Below are 16,841 nucleotides of genomic sequence, written 5' to 3' on the forward strand. Positions count from 1 at the left end.
TATTCCTATTTTAGTCAAATTCTAATTCTACCTGCTCACTACCCAGCAGAGTTCGAAGATCGTTCAAAAGGGGATCCACTGGCGTCACACGCCAAACAACACCAAATTTAAGCTTGGCTCTGGCATCATCCTTCTGGTAATACAGATGAACCGGGATGGTTCCTGAACGATGAGGTTCAAGAGTACTGCGAAGCCGGTTCAGCAATTGATCGTTAATTTGTTTATCTGACAGTGAAATTGCAAGTCCTCGTGCATACTTTTCCCTTGCTTCACTAATATCCATTAACTCACGCACTGTCATTTTATTACCACCATTGAAATCATCAAAGCTGACCTGACCGGTGGCTATCAGGATATTGTCTTTTTCCAACATATGTTGGTACTTATCGAGTGCATCTGAAAATAACATAATATCCAGACGACCGGAACGATCATCAAGCGTACAAATCCCGATTCTATTTCCACGCTTGGTTGTAATCACTTTAGCTGAAAGTACTAAACCTACCACAGTTGTTACTTGACCACGAGGGGTGGGGTTCACATCTTTTAATCTAAGCCCATTAGTATAGCGCTCTATTTCGCTCAAGTATCGCGTTATTGGATGCCCTGTTAAATATAAACCAAGCGTCTCTCGTTCACCATCCAATACTACTTGCTCTGGCCATTTAGGTACACTTGCATATGAACTTTCAACTTGTTCAGGTGCTTCAGCTAGTACACCAAACATATCGGCTTGGCCTATTGCCTCTGCTTTAGCATGTTGGTCAGCCGCTTTTAACGCATCTTCAAGGGAAGACATCAATGCCGCACGGTGAGGGCCTAATCGGTCAAATGCCCCTGCCATGATAAGCTTTTCCATCACACGACGGTTAATTTTTTTAATATCAACTCGCGCACAAAGGTCAAAAATCTCTTTAAAGATGCCGCCTTGTTGACGAGCTTCAACAATCGCTTCGATCGGGCCTTCGCCGACCCCTTTGATTGCACCGATACCGTAAACTATCTCACCTTCATCATTTACATGGAAGTGATAAAGCCCACTATTGATATCTGGCGGCAATACTTTTAAGCCCATTCGCCAACATTCATCAACTAAACCAACCACTTTTTCCGTGTTATCCATATCCGCGGTCATAACTGCAGCCATAAATTCAGCGGGATAGTGCGCTTTTAACCATAATGTTTGATAAGAAACTAAAGCATAGGCAGCTGAATGCGATTTATTAAACCCATAACCGGCAAATTTCTCTACCAAGTCAAAGATTTTCATTGATAGCTCGCCGTCTACTCCGTTTTTAATTGCACCTTCTTCAAAAACAGAACGCTGCTTCGCCATTTCCTCAGGTTTCTTTTTACCCATCGCACGACGCAGCATATCCGCACCGCCAAGCGTATAGCCAGCTAAAACCTGAGCAATCTGCATAACCTGTTCTTGGTATAAAATAATGCCATACGTCGGCTCTAGAACAGGTTTTAATGATTCATGTTGCCATTGTACATCTGGGTACGATATTTCTTCACGACCATGTTTACGGTCAATAAAGTTATCTACCATGCCTGATTGCAGAGGCCCGGGACGGAACAATGCCACCAGTGCGATCATATCCTCGAAGCAGTCGGGGCGTAATCGCTTAATTAAGTCCTTCATTCCACGGGATTCTAATTGGAATACCGCTGTGGTTTCTGAACGTTGCAGCATATCAAAGCTTTTTTGATCATGTAGCGGAATAGCTGCAATATCAATTGGTTCTAAGTTTTTCTTAGCTCGACGCGCGTTGATCATCTCCAACGCCCAGTTAATGATCGTCAACGTCCGTAAACCAAGGAAGTCAAACTTCACTAACCCCGCATATTCAACATCGTTTTTATCGAATTGTGTGACAGGGTTATTACCTTCCGCATCACAATAAAGCGGCGCAAAGTCAGTAATTTTAGTTGGAGCGATAACCACCCCACCCGCATGTTTACCAGCATTTCGTGTGACACCTTCGAGCTTACGCGCCATATCGATAAGCGCTTTAACCTCTTCATCAGCTTCATAAATTTCAGGTAACTGAGGTTCTGCTTCGAACGCTTTTTCCAGTGTCATACCGGGATCTGGCGGTACTAATTTTGAAATTCTATCAACAAAACCATATGGGTGCCCAAGCACGCGCCCTACGTCCCGGATAACCGCTTTGGCTGCCATCGTACCGAAAGTAATAATCTGTGAAACAGCGTCACGCCCATACATTTGGGCTACGTGATCAATAACTTGGTCGCGTTTTTCCATACAGAAATCGACGTCAAAGTCAGGCATTGATACACGTTCAGGGTTCAAAAAACGCTCAAAAAGCAAGTCAAACTCAAGTGGATCAAGATCTGTAATTTTAAGGGCATAAGCGACTAAAGAGCCCGCACCGGAACCTCGCCCCGGCCCCACAGGTACGCCATTATCTTTTGACCATTGGATAAATTCCATCACGATCAAGAAGTAACCGGGGAACCCCATCTGATTAATCACGTTAAGTTCAATTTCCAGACGCTCATCGTATTCAGGGCGTTTTTCCGCTCGTACTTTTTCGTCTGGGAATAAAAATTCAAGGCGCTCTTCTAACCCTTCTTTTGACCGCATAACCAAAAAGTCTTCGGTTTTCATATCCCCTGTTGGGAATTGCGGTAAGAAGTATTCACCAAGGCGAATTGTGACGTTACAACGCTTAGCAATCTCTACGCTGTTTTCTAACGCTTCAGGGATGTCAGCAAATAGCTCACACATCTCTTCTTCTGAACGTAAATATTGCTGAGGGCTATAATTTTTAGGCCTTTTTGGATCAGCTAATGTAAAACCATCATGGATAGCAACACGTATTTCATGGGCGTCGAAATCACTACTTTCAATAAAGCACACATCATTCGTTGCAACAACAGGCAAGCCTTTTTTGGTCGCTAACTCGACAGCCGCATGCAGATAACTTTCTTCATCTGGCCGCCCGGTTCTGACTAACTCTAAGTAGTAGCTATCTGGAAAATGCGTTTCATAGAATGCAAGGCACTCATCCACTAAGGCTTGATTACCCCTTAATAGAAATTGCCCAACATCCCCTTTACGGCCACCAGAGAGTAAAATCAAACCATCTTTGTGCTTAGCCAGCCATTCACGTTTAATCGTTGGCCCAACCGCGCCATAGCCTTTTTGGTACGCTTCAGAAATGAGTAGGGTAAGATTTTGGTAACCTTCATTATTCCGTGCTAAAACAGTTAAGTGAGATATTTCATCACCTAACAATTCACTTTCTACATAAAAATCAGCACCAATAATGGGTTTGATCCCTGCACCATGTGCTGCACCATAAAACCGGACTAGCCCACAAAGGTTAGTAAAATCGGTGATCGCAAACGCAGGCATGCCCATTGAAGCCACTTTTTTAACCAGTGGCCCCGTTTTGGCTAGCCCATCAATCATGGAATAGTCACTGTGAACACGTAAATGAATAAAACGAGGTGATGCCATCGACCTAATACCTACTTATTGCTGTCTAAAGCTCTTCTCACTGGAGCAAAGCTTTTACGATGGAATTCGGTTGCACCATACTGCGCCAATTTTTCTAAATGATACGCGGTTGGGTAGCCTTTATGCTTCGCAAAGCCATATTCAGGAAAGGTTTTGTCCAATTCGACCATTTCCCTATCCCTAATCACTTTAGCTAAAATGGATGCTGCACTAATTTCTTGTACTAGGCTGTCGCCTTTAATGACTGCTTGTGAAGGCATTGGCAATTTAGGACAGCGGTTGCCATCAATTAAAACATACTCAGGAACAATAGATAAACCCGCAACGGCACGCTGCATCGCTAACATAGTTGCATGTAATATATTTATGTTATCAATTTCTTCTGGCTCTGCGCGACCAATGCACCAACACAGCGCTTTTTGTTGGATTTCATCAAATAATTTCTCACGTTTTTTTTCGGTGAGTTTTTTTGAATCTGCCAGCCCTGTAATTGGGTTATTGGGATCAAGAATCACTGCCGCAGTCACTACAGCTCCAACTAGCGGGCCTCGACCCACTTCATCAACACCAGCGATTAAATTTGCTTTTGGATAGATAAATTCCATTAATTTTTGACCATATCTAATACCGCTTCAGCAGCTTGTTTATCTGCATCACAACGAATGAGCTGATGTAATTGTAAAAAAGTTTGTTTCAGGTTTTCAACCTGTTCGCCACCATCTAGGAGAGGAAGCAACTGCTGTGCGAGTTTATCAGGCTGGCATTCCTCTTGTAGTAATTCTTTCACAATTTCTTTTTCTGCTAACAAATTAGGCAAAGAAACATACGGCGTTTTCACTAACCGTTTTGCTAACCAAAAAGTGAAAGGTTTCATACGATACCCCACCACCATTGGGCATTTTGTTAGCATACACTCAAGTGCTGCTGTTCCTGATGCTAACAAAGTCGCATCTGCTGCAATCATTGCATCACGAGCCTGACCATCTAAAATATGGACTTGCAATTCAGGTGCGGTATTTTCTTTGATCTCATCAAACTGCTGGCGGCGTTTTTCATTCACCAACGGCACCACAATATGTAAATCAGGGATATTGCGTTGTAATATTTTCGCTGTATTGAGAAAATCTGCGCTTAGCATTTCGACTTCTGAATGACGACTTCCTGGCAGTAAAGCCAAACATTTAACATGCTCAGGAATATTCAGCCGATGTCGAGCGGCTTGTTTATCCGGGTGTAATGGAATGGCATCCGCCATTGTATGCCCGATAAAACGGCAAGGAACATTAAAACGGTCGTAAAATGCCTTTTCAAAAGGTAAAAAAGCTAATACTAAATTTGTTGAACGACCAATTTTAAATACCCGCTTCTGGCGCCATGCCCAAACTGATGGGCTAACGTAATGAATGGTTTTGATACCTTTCGATTTTAAGCGCCCCTCTAGGGTAATATTAAAATCAGGGGCATCAATCCCAACAAAAACATCTGGCTGTAGTTCAGTAAAACGCTGGGTTAAATCCTTACGAATGGATAATAGCCGAGGTAAACGACCAAGAACTTCAACAATGCCCATGACAGCAAGCTCTTCCATTTCATACCAAGCTTCACAACCTTCCGCTTGCATTAATGGACCAGCAACACCAACAAAGCGAGCATCTGGTATTTGCTCTTTAAGTGCACGGATAAGCCCAGCACCGAGAATATCACCAGATGTTTCTCCGGCAACAAGGCCAATAGTAAGTGGGCGGCTATTATTCACCGAAATTCGCTCCTTATTAAAGGCCCCGATTCATTAATACTAGATTAACGAATAATACCACGTTTAGACTGCGCTGAATCCTCTAAGAAATCACTAAACACTTTAACCTGTTCATTGGCTTTTGCCGCTTCCGCGATTTCTTCACGCGCTTCTTCTAATGATTTACCTGAACGATATAACACCTTGTATGCATTACGAATAGCATGCAGTGATTCTTTTTCAAAACCACGGCGTTTTAAACCTTCAAGATTTAAACCAAATGGTGTTGCGTGGTTACCCTGCGCAATAACATAAGGTGGCACATCTTGTGCAACACCAGAGCAACCACCGACCATAACATGAGCACCAATTTTACAAAATTGATGAACTGCGGTCATACCACCAATGATGGCATAATCACCAAGTGTTACATGCCCACCTAAAGTGCCGTTATTTGCAATAATACAACGGTTTCCAATGATACAATCATGGGCAATATGCACATTCACCATTAGTAAATTATCGTTGCCCACTTTTGTCAGGCCAACATCTTGAACAGTACCACGGTGAATGGTTACACTTTCACGAATACGGTTTCTATCCCCGATTTCAACTCGTGTTGGTTCACCTTGATATTTAAGATCTTGGTTAATCTCACCAATGGAAGCGAACTGGAAAATCACATTGTCACGGCCTATTTTTGTATGGCCATTAACGACAACGTGAGATTTCAACTCAGTACCTTCGCCAATTTCGACATTCGCGCCAATATAACAAAAAGGGCCAATACGAACATTGGCACCGATGATAGCTCCGTCTTCTACGATAGAGGACGGATGAATATAGGCTGTATTATCAATCATATCAGACCTCACGGCGACGGGCGCACATCATTTCTGCTTCGCAGGCCACTTCTCCATCAACTTTAGCAACACCTTTAAAACGTGCAACTCCGCGACGTTCTTTAATAAATTCTACTTCTAGGACCATTTGGTCTCCTGGTAGAACAGGACGTTTAAAACGCGCATTGTCTATCGCAGCAAAATAGTACAACTCACCAGGCTCTAATTTTCCAACGCTTTTAAACGCAAGGATCCCAGTCGCTTGTGCCATGGCTTCTAAAATTAATACGCCAGGAAAAATGGGTTTGCTTGGAAAGTGCCCTTGGAAAAATGGCTCGTTAAATGACACATTTTTCACTGCACGCAATGATTTGCCTTTTTCAAAATCTAATACACGGTCAACCAAAAGGAATGGGTAACGGTGTGGAAGCAGTTCTAAGATTTCTTCTATATTCAGAGTATGATTATCACTCATCGAAATACTCTTCCTGTCTATTAATACGGTTTAATTAATGAATCGGCCTGCTTTAACCCATAAATTAGGTTAACTGGCAGGCCGGAAAACGTAACTCAGATAACTATTTTAGCCTGAATTACAAAATGATTACTGATTTTTTTGATTTTGGCTATCTAATTCACGCTCAACGTGTTTCAGTCTCTTATTCATCTCATTGATATTTAAGACTAAAGCAGCTGTTTTACGCCAAGCTTTATTAGGCTGTAAAGGAATCCCTGAAGAATATACTCCCGGTTCAGTGATAGGCCTCATGACCATACCCATTCCTGTTACTGTGACCTTATCGCAAATTTCCATATGGCCATTGATGACGCTAGCACCACCAATCATGCAGTAACGGCCGATTTTTAAACTACCAGCCATGATAACCCCGCCAGCAACTGCGGTATTATCACCAATTATGACATTGTGTGCAATTTGGCATTGGTTATCGATAATAACCCCATTCCCAATCACAGTGTTATCTAACGCACCGCGATCAATCGTTGTGCTTGCTCCGATCTCAACACGATCGCCGATGATCACTGTACCTAACTGAGGAATTTTGATCCAATTACCACGATCATTCGCATAACCGAAGCCATCTGAACCAATCACGGTGCCAGATTGAATTAAACAATGTGCACCAATTTCGATATTGTGGTACACGCTGACATTTGCCCATAAACGGGTCCCTGTGCCTATGCGTGTGTTTTTACCCACAAAACAACCTGCGCCAATCACCACATTATCGCCAAGTTCAACACCACTTTCGATAACAGCATTTGCGCCAATTGCGACATTCTTACCGAGTTTTGCATCATCAGCAATTACCGCTGATGCGTGGATATCTTCAGCCGGACTTGGCGTTGTATCCATAATTTGAGCCATGCGTGCATAAGCAAGGTATGGGTTATCCACTACCAGTGCAGCCACTTTACATGCTTCGAGATCTTTTGCTGTGAGAACCACCGCTGCAGCTTGGCATTCGGCCAATTTGTCACTATAACGGCTGTCAGATAGAAAAGTAATCTGTTGATTATTCGCTGAATGCATTGGAGCAATACCGGTGATGGTAATATCACCATCACCGTGTAATTGCGCATTCAACTGCTGAGCAAGGTCAGCCAATCGAATTGAAGACATCTATTATTTAACCTGTTTTTGGACCTGACTTGTAATGTCAACGCTATCTTTTGCGTAAGCAACTGCATTTGCATCGATAACAACATCATAGCCTTCTTTAGCGGCAACAGACTTAATAGAGTCCTGAATACGAGTTAAAATTTTAGTACGCTCTTCACCTTGACGACGACGGTTGTCTTCTTCAAATTTTTGCGCTTTTTCAGCGAATTGATCACGTTTAGTCATGAGTTCAGATTCAAGCTTTTCGCGCTCACTTTGCTTCATAGTTGCACCATCACGGCGCAATTTTTCAACACGAGTTTGCAAATCTTTTTCTAGATTTTGTAACTCAGTCGCACGGCTTTTGAATTCACTTTCAAGCTGTTTAGCAACGGCTTCACGCGCAGGCATATTTTGGAAAATTTCACCAACATTGACGATAGCGATTTTCTCAGCATAAGCACCCGCAGACATTGCTAAAGCAATACTCACACCCGCTGCACACAACAATTTTTTCACACTAAACTCCTTAACCCATACGTATGGCTGGAAATTTTGGTTGCTCCCATAAAATTATGGGAGCCATCATGAGTAGAAACTGGAATAGATTACCACGTTCTACCAATATTAAATTGGAACTGTTCTGATTTATCCCCTTCGTAGTCCTTAATCGGCTGCGCATAAGAGAAGACCAGTGGTCCAAGTGGAGACATCCATTGTAAAGCAACACCCGCAGAAGCACGGACGTTAGTTGCCTTACCATAGTCAGGCATACCCTTACGCCAATCAGAATTGATACTGTTCCAATTAGTGTCCCATACTGTACCCGCATCAACGAACAGAGACGTACGAACTGAGTTCGAATACTTCTCGTCAATAAATGGAGTCGGAGTGATTAACTCAAATGATGCCGCGTACATCGCATTACCACCGACTGCATCACTTGATGGGCTTCCTGGCTCAGGGCCATCCACACCATTAATTTTCTTCAAGTAAACCGCTTTTGGACCGATATTATTCGAACGGAAACCACGAATGGTGCTTGAACCACCCGCATAGAAGTTTTCGTAGAATGGCATTTGCTTACTGCCAATACCATCACCATAACCTGCTTGTGCACGTCCAAGAACTACCCAAGTTTGGTCTTCATCCAGTGGGTAATACTGTGCAGTATCAAAGCGCAGTTTATAGTATTCGTTATCAGAGCCAGGTATTGTTACTTTACCCGATACGTTCGTTTTATTACCCGATGTTGGGAAGAAACCACGGTTTAACGAGTTATAAGTCCAACCTAAGTTAAGCGTAAAGTCATCCGCATCAAAACTTTCTTTATTACGCCCATTTTCTGTAACTGGTGGATTTTTACCCATAGAGTCAAGGTAATCCCACATGGCAGCTTGAGCACGCATGTCTGAAAGTCGGTTATGAACATAACCCGCACCGACGCGGAAAGAGTTATTTTCATTGAACGGGAAGCTTAAGAAACTGTCTAGACCATACGTTTTATTGTTATAGCCTGATAGATCCGCATCTTTCGCACTAAAGTCGTTATAGAAAATACGACCGCCTAAGCTCACACCATTCACGGTGAAATACGGGTCAGTAAATGAGAATTCAACGTTAGTTGAGTAGTCATTTTTACTTGCGTTAATACCAACCGCATTACCTGTACCTAACCAGTTATCTTGTGTAACCCCAACTTGGAAGCTCACACCACTTTCAGTACCAAAACCAATACCGAAGTTCATTGAACCTGTATTACGCTCTTTAACCTTGTAGATAACATCTACTTGGTCAGGACTGCCCGGTACACGTTGAGTCTCAACATCAACAGTTTCGAAATAACCTGTACGATTCAGACGTTCTTTACCTAATTCAACAAGGTCATTTCCAAGCCATGCCCCTTCCATTTGGCGCATTTCACGGCGCAAAACGGTGTCTTTACTGGTGTCATTCCCTTGGAAACGAATTTCACGCACATAGAAACGGTTACCTGCATCAATATTTAAATGCAATTTAACTGTTTTATCTGCATCGTTGATTTCAGGCTGTGTCATTACTCGAGGATATGCATAACCATAGCGGCCAAACATATCTTTGATTTTGTTTTCCATGCTTGTCACTTGAGCACCGTTATATAACTCTCCCGGTGTGATAGTGATAAGTTCTTGGATTTCAGTTAAGTGTTCAGCAGCATTACCATTAACTTCGACACCCGATATTTTGTATTGGTCGCCTTCAGTGATATTAATCGTAATATAAATGCCTTTTTTGTCTGGAGTCAGACTGACTTGCGTGGAGTCAATGTTAAAACGTGCATAACCGCGATCTAGATAAAAACTGCGCAGAGTTTCTAAGTCACCTGCCAGTTTTTGCTTCTGATATTTTTGGTCAGCAGCAAGGTTCCACCAAGGCACATCATCACGCAATTGCAGCTTATTAACTAATTCTGCTGTAGTGTAATTTTTATTACCTACAATATTAATTTGCTGAATTTGAGCTGAAACACCTTCAGAGAAAACAAATTTTAAATCCACACGGTTACGTGGTAAAGGTGTCACAACAGCTTTTACTGTTGCATTATATTTACCAACGCTATAGTAAAAGTCTTCTAAACCTTTTTCGATATTCGCAATTGTCGTGCGGTCAAGTGCCTCACCAACGCGGATATTTGAAGCTTCCAAGTTCTGCTTGAGCATATCATCTTTAACAGACTTATTGCCTGTAAAAGTGATACTGGCAATCGTTGGCCGCTCTTTAACTTGAACGATCAGCGTGTTTCCATCACGCAGGACCCTAACATCTTCGAAGTTACCGGTTGAAAATAGGGAACGGATCGAACGGCTGATATCATCGTTATCAACTGAATCGCCAACCCTAACTGGCATGTTCAATAATGCTGCACCAACGGCGACGCGTTGTAGACCTTCGAAACGAATGTCTTTAACTACGAATCCGTCTGAACCGTATGCAGTGGCGCTGCCGAAAAGCAGCGACGCTATGAGCAACTTTTTCATCGCCATCGTTGTTATGCGTATTCCTTACTGGTCCCCAGCTTATAAAAATTAGAAGCGAGAGAAATCATTAAAAAGTGCAAGTCCCATTAACAGAATCAATGCCATTGCACCTATCCGAAAACTAAAGTCTTGTACTCGCTCAGACACTGGACTTCCTTTAATTTTTTCAATTAATAAGAAGAGCAAGTGCCCCCCATCTAAAACAGGCAATGGAAACAGATTGATGATACCTAAATTGACGCTAATAAGCGCAATAAACATCAAATAATATACCAAGCCTGACTCGGCGGATACCCCCGCACCTTTAGCGATAGATATCGGACCGCTCAAGTTATTGAGTTTGACATCCCCAACAACCAGTTTACCCATCATATTGACCGTCAACTTCATTAACTGCCACGTCTTATCACTGGCTTGGTAAAACGCAGAGAATGGCCCATATTGCTGCACCATTTTATATTCATCTGCTAACGGTAACACTGAAAGTTCTACGCCTGCAAACCCAATTTTCTCTCCGCGTTGTCCATCTTGGCTATCAGGAGTCAACGTGAGTGAAACTAATTGTTGCGACCGTTGTACTTCTAGTTTTAACGGTACACCTGGGTTATTACGAATAATTCGTGTTACTGGGTTCCAAAGGCCTAATACCTCCCCGTTAACACTGACTATTCTGTCACCTTTCTGTAAACCTGCTCGTTCGCCAGCTAACCCCTCAGTGACTTTTTGAATGACAGGGTCAATTTTTGCAGAAACAGGCATTATCCCTACCGACAAAATTGGATCTTGTTTCTCAGGATCAAACTGCCAAGTCGTTAAATCAACCGTTTTTGTCATCGGTTCATTATAACCACTCGGTAATACTTGTGCAGTCAGTTCGCGGTCACCTATTTTGCCGACCAATGCTAAACGAACTGAATTCCAATCAGGAGTTTCGATGCCATCAATAGATTTTAGTTCCATTTTTGGTTCAAAATTTGCAATTGCCGCAATAGAACCTGGTTTTACATCTTCAATGACAGGTTTCACAGAAGGAACGCCAATCATAAAGACAATCCAATAGACAACAATTGCCAATAAAAAGTTCGCAATAGGCCCCGCACTAATAATGGCAGCTCGTTGACCTACTGTTTTATTATTAAACGCTTGATGACGACGCTCAGGAGCAACCTCTCCAACACGTTCATCAAGCATTTTGACATAACCCCCTAACGGGATCATGGCTAACACGAACTCAGTGCCATGTTTATCGACTTTACGCCATAACGTCTTCCCGAAACCAATAGAAAAACGTTCTACATAAACACCACAACGGCGAGCGACCCAATAATGACCATATTCATGTACTGTAATCAGCACACCAATCGCAATAATAAACGCAGCTAAACTCCAAATAAATCCCATGTATCTTCCTAAAGACCAAAACCGTTAAAAATTAACAAATTTAGCCCAGCAAAAACAGGGATTGCTGCCGTCAGGCTATCAATACGATCTAAAATACCGCCATGCCCTGGAATTAAGTGGCTACTATCTTTAATACCTGATTGACGCTTAAACATACTTTCAGTCAAATCACCAAATACTGATACTACAACAACAATAATTGAAGTCACTAGTAAATAATCAGGCATCACAGGGATTGGTGCAAAGGCGCTAAATAACCATGAGATAATCCCTGCCGTTATCAGCCCACCGACTAAGCCTTCCCATGTTTTACCGGGAGATACCTTAGGTGCCATTTTGTTGCGTCCGATAGTACGACCAAATGCATAGGCACCTGAGTCAGCCCCCCAAACCAGCAACATAACATACAGTAACCACCAAGCACCGAAGAATGTATCACTTTGATAACCCACGGTTCTTAAAACCATCATTCCACAATAAAACGGGATAATCGTTAACACGCCAAATAACAACCGGATAATGGCTGATTTACCCCAAGAAGCCGATGCAGGGTAGGTAACTACTAAAATAATCGCTATTACCCACCAAATAAGACCTGCCCACAGGCCATACAAAACCATAGGCTCAGAGGAGAACAGGTTTATATCGGAAATAGAAAATTGCATTGCAAGTAATATTGCTGCAAAAACAACCGCCAACCCGACACGTTTAGCTTGTGAATGCCAGCCGACAAATTGTGCCCATTCCCAAGCGCCTAAAGCACAAACCGCAATTACGACAAGCCCAAAATTTGCTGGGGAAAGTAAAAACAGAGCTGCTATAACAATCGGTATTAAGACTATCGCAGTAAGTAAACGATATTTCAGCACATCTATCCCCTATTCCTTGCCCAGTTCATCATCTGATTCAGCTCCACCATAACGGCGCTCACGCTTACTAAAAGCATCAACTGCACTCTGAAACACCATTTCATCAAAATCTGGCCACAAAACGTTGGTGAAATAAAATTCCGCATAAGCGACTTGCCATAATAGGAAGTTGCTAATGCGATGCTCCCCACCGGTTCTAATGACTAAATCGACATTTTCTTGATCATGCATACAAATATGGTCATTAATATTTTCTTCATTGATGTCATCAATAGAAAGCTCACCACTTTGTACCTTTGCAAATACTTGTTTTACACTGTTACTGATGTCCCAGCGACCACCATAGTTCGCGGCTATATTCAGTTTTAGCCCAGTGTTGTTTTGCGTTAATGCTTCTGCCTTATCAATTCTTTTTCTGAGGCGTTCACTAAAACGACTAATATCACCAATGACTTTTAGTTTTACATTGTTTTTATGCAGGTTCTTAACTTCATTATCAAGAGCAAAAACAAATAGTTCCATTAGAGAACTCACTTCTTTCTCTGGTCGTCTCCAGTTTTCACTGCTAAATGCATACAATGTGAGCGAACTAATTTTATTTTTCACCGCAAAACGCACCGAATTACGGACAGATTCAACACCTGCCTTATGACCTGTAATTCTGAGTTTCCCTCTTTGCTTAGCCCATCGACCATTACCATCCATAATGATAGCAACATGCTTAGGCATCATTGAATCAGAGAGATTTTCACCACTAGAGTTCATTAAATATTAATCCTTGTGAGTACCACTTTGAGTATACAGACCAATAATAACTACTATTATTGAATTTGCTGATAAGACACATCCTTAATTCTCAAAGTAGTGCTATGTTATTTTTCTTTTTTTAAACACGTCACATATTAAAGAGTTATTATGGCTATCAGCAACTAAATAAAACACATACCAGCATTAAATTGTCTGAGCGATTATTTTTTCTGCATTTTTACGTGCTCGCTCGTCGATTTCTAAGACCTCTTCAATTGAAACAGGTTCAGAAAAAACTTGGCTATCTAATACACTGTGGTTAATTTTTGCTATATCCGTAAAGCGTATTTTACCTTCAAGAAAGGCCGCAACAGTCACTTCATTTGCGCCATTAAGTGCGGTTGTAGCAGCTTGCCCTTGGTGGCAGGCATCAATTGCGAGCTTCAAGCAAGGATAGCGTTGGTAGTCAGGCTGAACAAACGTTAATGATGAAAGCGTTGCAAAATCAAGAGGTTTCGCACCAGATATAATACGTTGAGGATAAGCCATACTATATGAAATCGGAGTGCGCATATCAGGCGTACCCAGTTGTGCTATCACGCTACCATCTTTATACCGAACCATAGAATGAATAACTGATTGAGGATGGATAATCACTTCCATCTGCTCAGCACTCGCATTAAAAAAGTAGCAAGCCTCAATATATTCTAGACCCTTATTCATCATTGTCGCTGAATCAACTGATATTTTTCGTCCCATTGACCAATTTGGATGGTTACATGCTTCATCAGGTGTCACGTTATCAAAATGCGATAATGGTGTATCCCTAAATGGCCCGCCAGAGCCGGTCAAAACAATACTTGAAATACCCGAAGCTGATAAATCAGCAAAGCCTAAATTGCGTTGAATAATTTCCGGTAAACTTTGGAAAATAGCATTATGCTCGCTATCAATAGGAAATACGGTTGCATTGTGCTTACAAATCTCATTAAAGAATAAACGGCCACTGGTAATTAAAGACTCTTTATTCGCTAATAATATTCTTTTACCTTTACGTATTGCAGCCAAGGTAGGAAGTAAACCGGCAACTCCGGTAATTGCTGACATAACTTGGTCGGCATCATCAAGGCCCGCGAGGTCAATAGCCGCTTGTTTTCCTGACAAAACCTCAGTCTTGCAGTTATTCTCAATCAAAATAGTTTTTAAGGCTTTTGCTGATAATTCATCCGCCATTGAGACATATTTCGGATTAAACTCAAGGCACTGTTTCGCCATTTCAGTGAAATTTTTTCCTGCCACTAAAGCAACAATTTGAAATTTTTCGGGATTTTGGCGAACAACAGAAAGTGTATTTGTACCAATTGAGCCTGTAGAACCTAGGATTGTCAGACGTTTCATAGTGATTGAGTACTCTGTATTAATTCAATACTGAGATTATATCAGCTTAGAGGTTAGAAAGGATTTTTTAATAAACTTGAAAAATAATAAAGCCACGCTAACGCACACTTTTACCGTCTGCATTGGTGGCTTTATTATTATGATGGATTAAAATTCCATCAGCTCTGCTTCTTTTTGCGCTAATGCTTCATCAACTTTCTTGATGTAGCTATCAGTCAGTTTTTGGATATCATCTTGTGAACGACGCTCGTCATCTTCACTGATTTCTTTATCTTTCAGTAACGCTTTGACTTTGTCGTTAGCGTCACGGCGAACGTTACGAACTGCGATACGGCCTTGCTCTGCCTCACCACGAACCACTTTAATTAAGTCTTTACGACGTTCTTCCGTTAATGGAGGAAGTGGAACACGGATAACAGTACCCGCTGATGATGGGTTCAGGCCCAAATCTGATGCCATGATTGCTTTTTCAATCGCTGGTGACATGCTACGGTCAAAAACAGAAATCGCTAATGTCCGTGAATCTTCAACAGTAACGTTAGCTAATTGACGCAGAGGTGTTGCTGAACCGTAATATTCAACAGAGATACCGTCTAACAGGCTTGGAGATGCACGGCCTGTACGAACTTTACTAATTTGGTTTTTGAATGCTTCAAGGCTCTTTTCCATACGGTCTTGAGCATCTTTTTGGATTTCGTTAATCACGTTTTCAACCCTTAAGAACTGGTTATTAAAGGCCGCATACGACCTCGCTTAAATTGTCTGAATTTATATTAGATAATACATTTAAACTCAGGTCATGTCTCTGAGTATTAATTGTGAGAAATCAGAGTTCCTTCATTTTCGCCCATAACTACGCGTCGTAGAGCGCCCGGCTTATTCATATTGAATACGCGAATCGGTAAATTATGGTCACGTGCTAATGTGAATGCCGCTAAGTCCATCACTTTAAGTTCACGTTCCAACACTTCTTGGTAGCTCAGATTTTCATAAAGAACCGCATCTGGGTCTTTAGCTGGGTCAGCTGAGTATACACCATCAACTTTTGTGGCTTTTAACACGACATCCGCTTCAATTTCAATACCACGAAGGCACGCAGCGGAGTCTGTCGTAAAGAATGGATTTCCTGTTCCTGCCGAAAAAATAACAACGCGGCCGTGACGTAACAAGCTAATGGCCTCTGCCCAGCTATAGTTATCACAGACACCGTTAAGTGGGATCGCAGACATCAGTCTTGCATTCACATAGGCGCGATGTAATGCATCACGCATCGCGAGTCCGTTCATCACCGTTGCTAGCATCCCCATGTGGTCTCCGACAACACGGTTCATGCCAGCTTGTGCCAAACCAGCACCACGAAACAGGTTACCACCGCCAATAACCACACCGACCTGTATACCCAGTTCTATGAGTTCTTTAATTTCCTGAGCCATACGATCTAAAACGCTAGCATCGATACCAAAACCTTCTGCGCCTTGTAAGGCTTCGCCACTTAATTTAAGCAGAATACGCTGATAAACGGGTTTTGCATTGGTTGCCATGGTGTTCTGTCCTAACAGATATTTATTGGGGTAACACACGTAGAATCACACGGCCCTACGTACCTAAAATTTTTAATTAGTTTAAATATAATTTTTTATACACAAATTCTAGCGTATGCCGATGACGCTAACATCGCGGGGGAATATACGTATATAAAACAGAGCCGCCAATTGGCG

At 42.0% G+C, this 16,841-nt stretch carries 14 protein-coding genes; all 14 read right to left on the minus strand.

Annotated features, from left to right (window positions below; all coding sequences use genetic code 11):
* Nucleotides 1-10 precede the first annotated feature (10 nt).
* The 14 genes from dnaE to pyrH all read right to left on the minus strand — a co-directional run bounded on the left by dnaE (nt 11) and on the right by pyrH (nt 16,664).
* Nucleotides 11-3,493 carry a DNA polymerase III subunit alpha gene (dnaE, locus tag PSF28_RS08910; RefSeq protein ID WP_272684952.1) on the minus strand — a complete coding sequence of 1,161 codons (3,483 nt, stop codon included), beginning with the start codon at nt 3,491-3,493 and terminating at the stop codon, nt 11-13.
* 11 nt (nt 3,494-3,504) lie between these two features.
* Entirely contained in the window at nt 3,505-4,098 is a 594-nt protein-coding gene (gene rnhB, locus PSF28_RS08915; protein ID WP_109911807.1) for a ribonuclease HII, read from the minus strand.
* The gene (lpxB, locus tag PSF28_RS08920) at nt 4,098-5,249 is read right to left on the minus strand and encodes a lipid-A-disaccharide synthase (protein WP_115167780.1); all 1,152 of its coding nucleotides are present in this window, start codon (nt 5,247-5,249) and stop codon (nt 4,098-4,100) included. The genes rnhB and lpxB overlap by 1 nt, the downstream gene beginning before the upstream one ends.
* A 44-nt stretch (nt 5,250-5,293) precedes the next feature.
* Nucleotides 5,294-6,091, minus strand: a complete 798-nt coding sequence (gene lpxA / locus PSF28_RS08925; RefSeq protein ID WP_210836192.1) for an acyl-ACP--UDP-N-acetylglucosamine O-acyltransferase — start codon at nt 6,089-6,091, stop codon at nt 5,294-5,296.
* 1 nt (nt 6,092) lies between these two features.
* On the minus strand, nt 6,093-6,545 hold the full coding sequence (gene fabZ / locus PSF28_RS08930; protein ID WP_004257450.1) for a 3-hydroxyacyl-ACP dehydratase FabZ: 453 nt from the start codon (nt 6,543-6,545) through the stop codon (nt 6,093-6,095).
* A 129-nt stretch (nt 6,546-6,674) separates the two neighbouring features.
* Nucleotides 6,675-7,712, minus strand: coding sequence for a UDP-3-O-(3-hydroxymyristoyl)glucosamine N-acyltransferase (lpxD, locus tag PSF28_RS08935; RefSeq protein WP_210836190.1), 1,038 nt, complete (start codon nt 7,710-7,712; stop codon nt 6,675-6,677).
* A gap of 3 nt (nt 7,713-7,715) precedes the next feature.
* On the minus strand, nt 7,716-8,210 hold the full coding sequence (gene skp, locus PSF28_RS08940) for a molecular chaperone Skp (protein WP_115167781.1): 495 nt from the start codon (nt 8,208-8,210) through the stop codon (nt 7,716-7,718).
* Between the two features lie 89 nt (nt 8,211-8,299).
* Nucleotides 8,300-10,714: an outer membrane protein assembly factor BamA gene (gene bamA, locus PSF28_RS08945; RefSeq protein WP_210836188.1), complete on the minus strand. Its 2,415-nt coding sequence runs from the start codon at nt 10,712-10,714 to the stop codon at nt 8,300-8,302.
* Between the two features lie 42 nt (nt 10,715-10,756).
* Nucleotides 10,757-12,109 carry a sigma E protease regulator RseP gene (gene rseP, locus PSF28_RS08950; protein ID WP_210836186.1) on the minus strand — a complete coding sequence of 451 codons (1,353 nt, stop codon included), beginning with the start codon at nt 12,107-12,109 and terminating at the stop codon, nt 10,757-10,759.
* A gap of 8 nt (nt 12,110-12,117) precedes the next feature.
* A complete protein-coding gene (gene cdsA, locus PSF28_RS08955; protein WP_210836184.1) occupies nt 12,118-12,978 on the minus strand; it encodes a phosphatidate cytidylyltransferase in 861 nt (286 codons plus the stop codon).
* A 9-nt stretch (nt 12,979-12,987) separates the two neighbouring features.
* Entirely contained in the window at nt 12,988-13,743 is a 756-nt protein-coding gene (gene uppS, locus PSF28_RS08960) for a polyprenyl diphosphate synthase (RefSeq protein ID WP_109911801.1), read from the minus strand.
* 186 nt (nt 13,744-13,929) lie between these two features.
* Complete coding sequence (ispC, locus tag PSF28_RS08965) at nt 13,930-15,123, minus strand: 1-deoxy-D-xylulose-5-phosphate reductoisomerase (RefSeq protein WP_210836182.1); 1,194 nt, start codon at nt 15,121-15,123, stop codon at nt 13,930-13,932.
* A gap of 147 nt (nt 15,124-15,270) precedes the next feature.
* On the minus strand, nt 15,271-15,828 hold the full coding sequence (frr, locus tag PSF28_RS08970) for a ribosome recycling factor (RefSeq protein ID WP_210836181.1): 558 nt from the start codon (nt 15,826-15,828) through the stop codon (nt 15,271-15,273).
* Nucleotides 15,829-15,935: 107 nt separating this feature from the next.
* The gene (gene pyrH, locus PSF28_RS08975) at nt 15,936-16,664 is read right to left on the minus strand and encodes a UMP kinase (protein ID WP_004257499.1); all 729 of its coding nucleotides are present in this window, start codon (nt 16,662-16,664) and stop codon (nt 15,936-15,938) included.
* Between the last annotated feature and the right edge of the window lie 177 nt (nt 16,665-16,841).

The organism is Providencia sp. PROV130 (assembly GCF_028482225.1).
Lineage (GTDB): Bacteria > Pseudomonadota > Gammaproteobacteria > Enterobacterales > Enterobacteriaceae > Providencia > Providencia rettgeri.

Bases quoted from the DNA above. Each gene is read 5' to 3' on its own strand.
- dnaE (WP_272684952.1), bottom strand. From the start codon at position 3,493: ATGGCATCACCTCGTTTTATTCATTTACGTGTTCACAGTGACTATTCC.
- rnhB (WP_109911807.1), bottom strand. From the start codon at position 4,098: ATGGAATTTATCTATCCAAAAGCAAATTTAATCGCTGGTGTTGATGAA.
- lpxA (WP_210836192.1), bottom strand. From the start codon at position 6,091: ATGATTGATAATACAGCCTATATTCATCCGTCCTCTATCGTAGAAGAC.
- fabZ (WP_004257450.1), bottom strand. From the start codon at position 6,545: ATGAGTGATAATCATACTCTGAATATAGAAGAAATCTTAGAACTGCTT.
- lpxD (WP_210836190.1), bottom strand. From the start codon at position 7,712: ATGTCTTCAATTCGATTGGCTGACCTTGCTCAGCAGTTGAATGCGCAA.
- bamA (WP_210836188.1), bottom strand. From the start codon at position 10,714: ATGGCGATGAAAAAGTTGCTCATAGCGTCGCTGCTTTTCGGCAGCGCC.
- rseP (WP_210836186.1), bottom strand. From the start codon at position 12,109: ATGGGATTTATTTGGAGTTTAGCTGCGTTTATTATTGCGATTGGTGTG.
- uppS (WP_109911801.1), bottom strand. From the start codon at position 13,743: ATGAACTCTAGTGGTGAAAATCTCTCTGATTCAATGATGCCTAAGCAT.
- ispC (WP_210836182.1), bottom strand. From the start codon at position 15,123: ATGAAACGTCTGACAATCCTAGGTTCTACAGGCTCAATTGGTACAAAT.
- pyrH (WP_004257499.1), bottom strand. From the start codon at position 16,664: ATGGCAACCAATGCAAAACCCGTTTATCAGCGTATTCTGCTTAAATTA.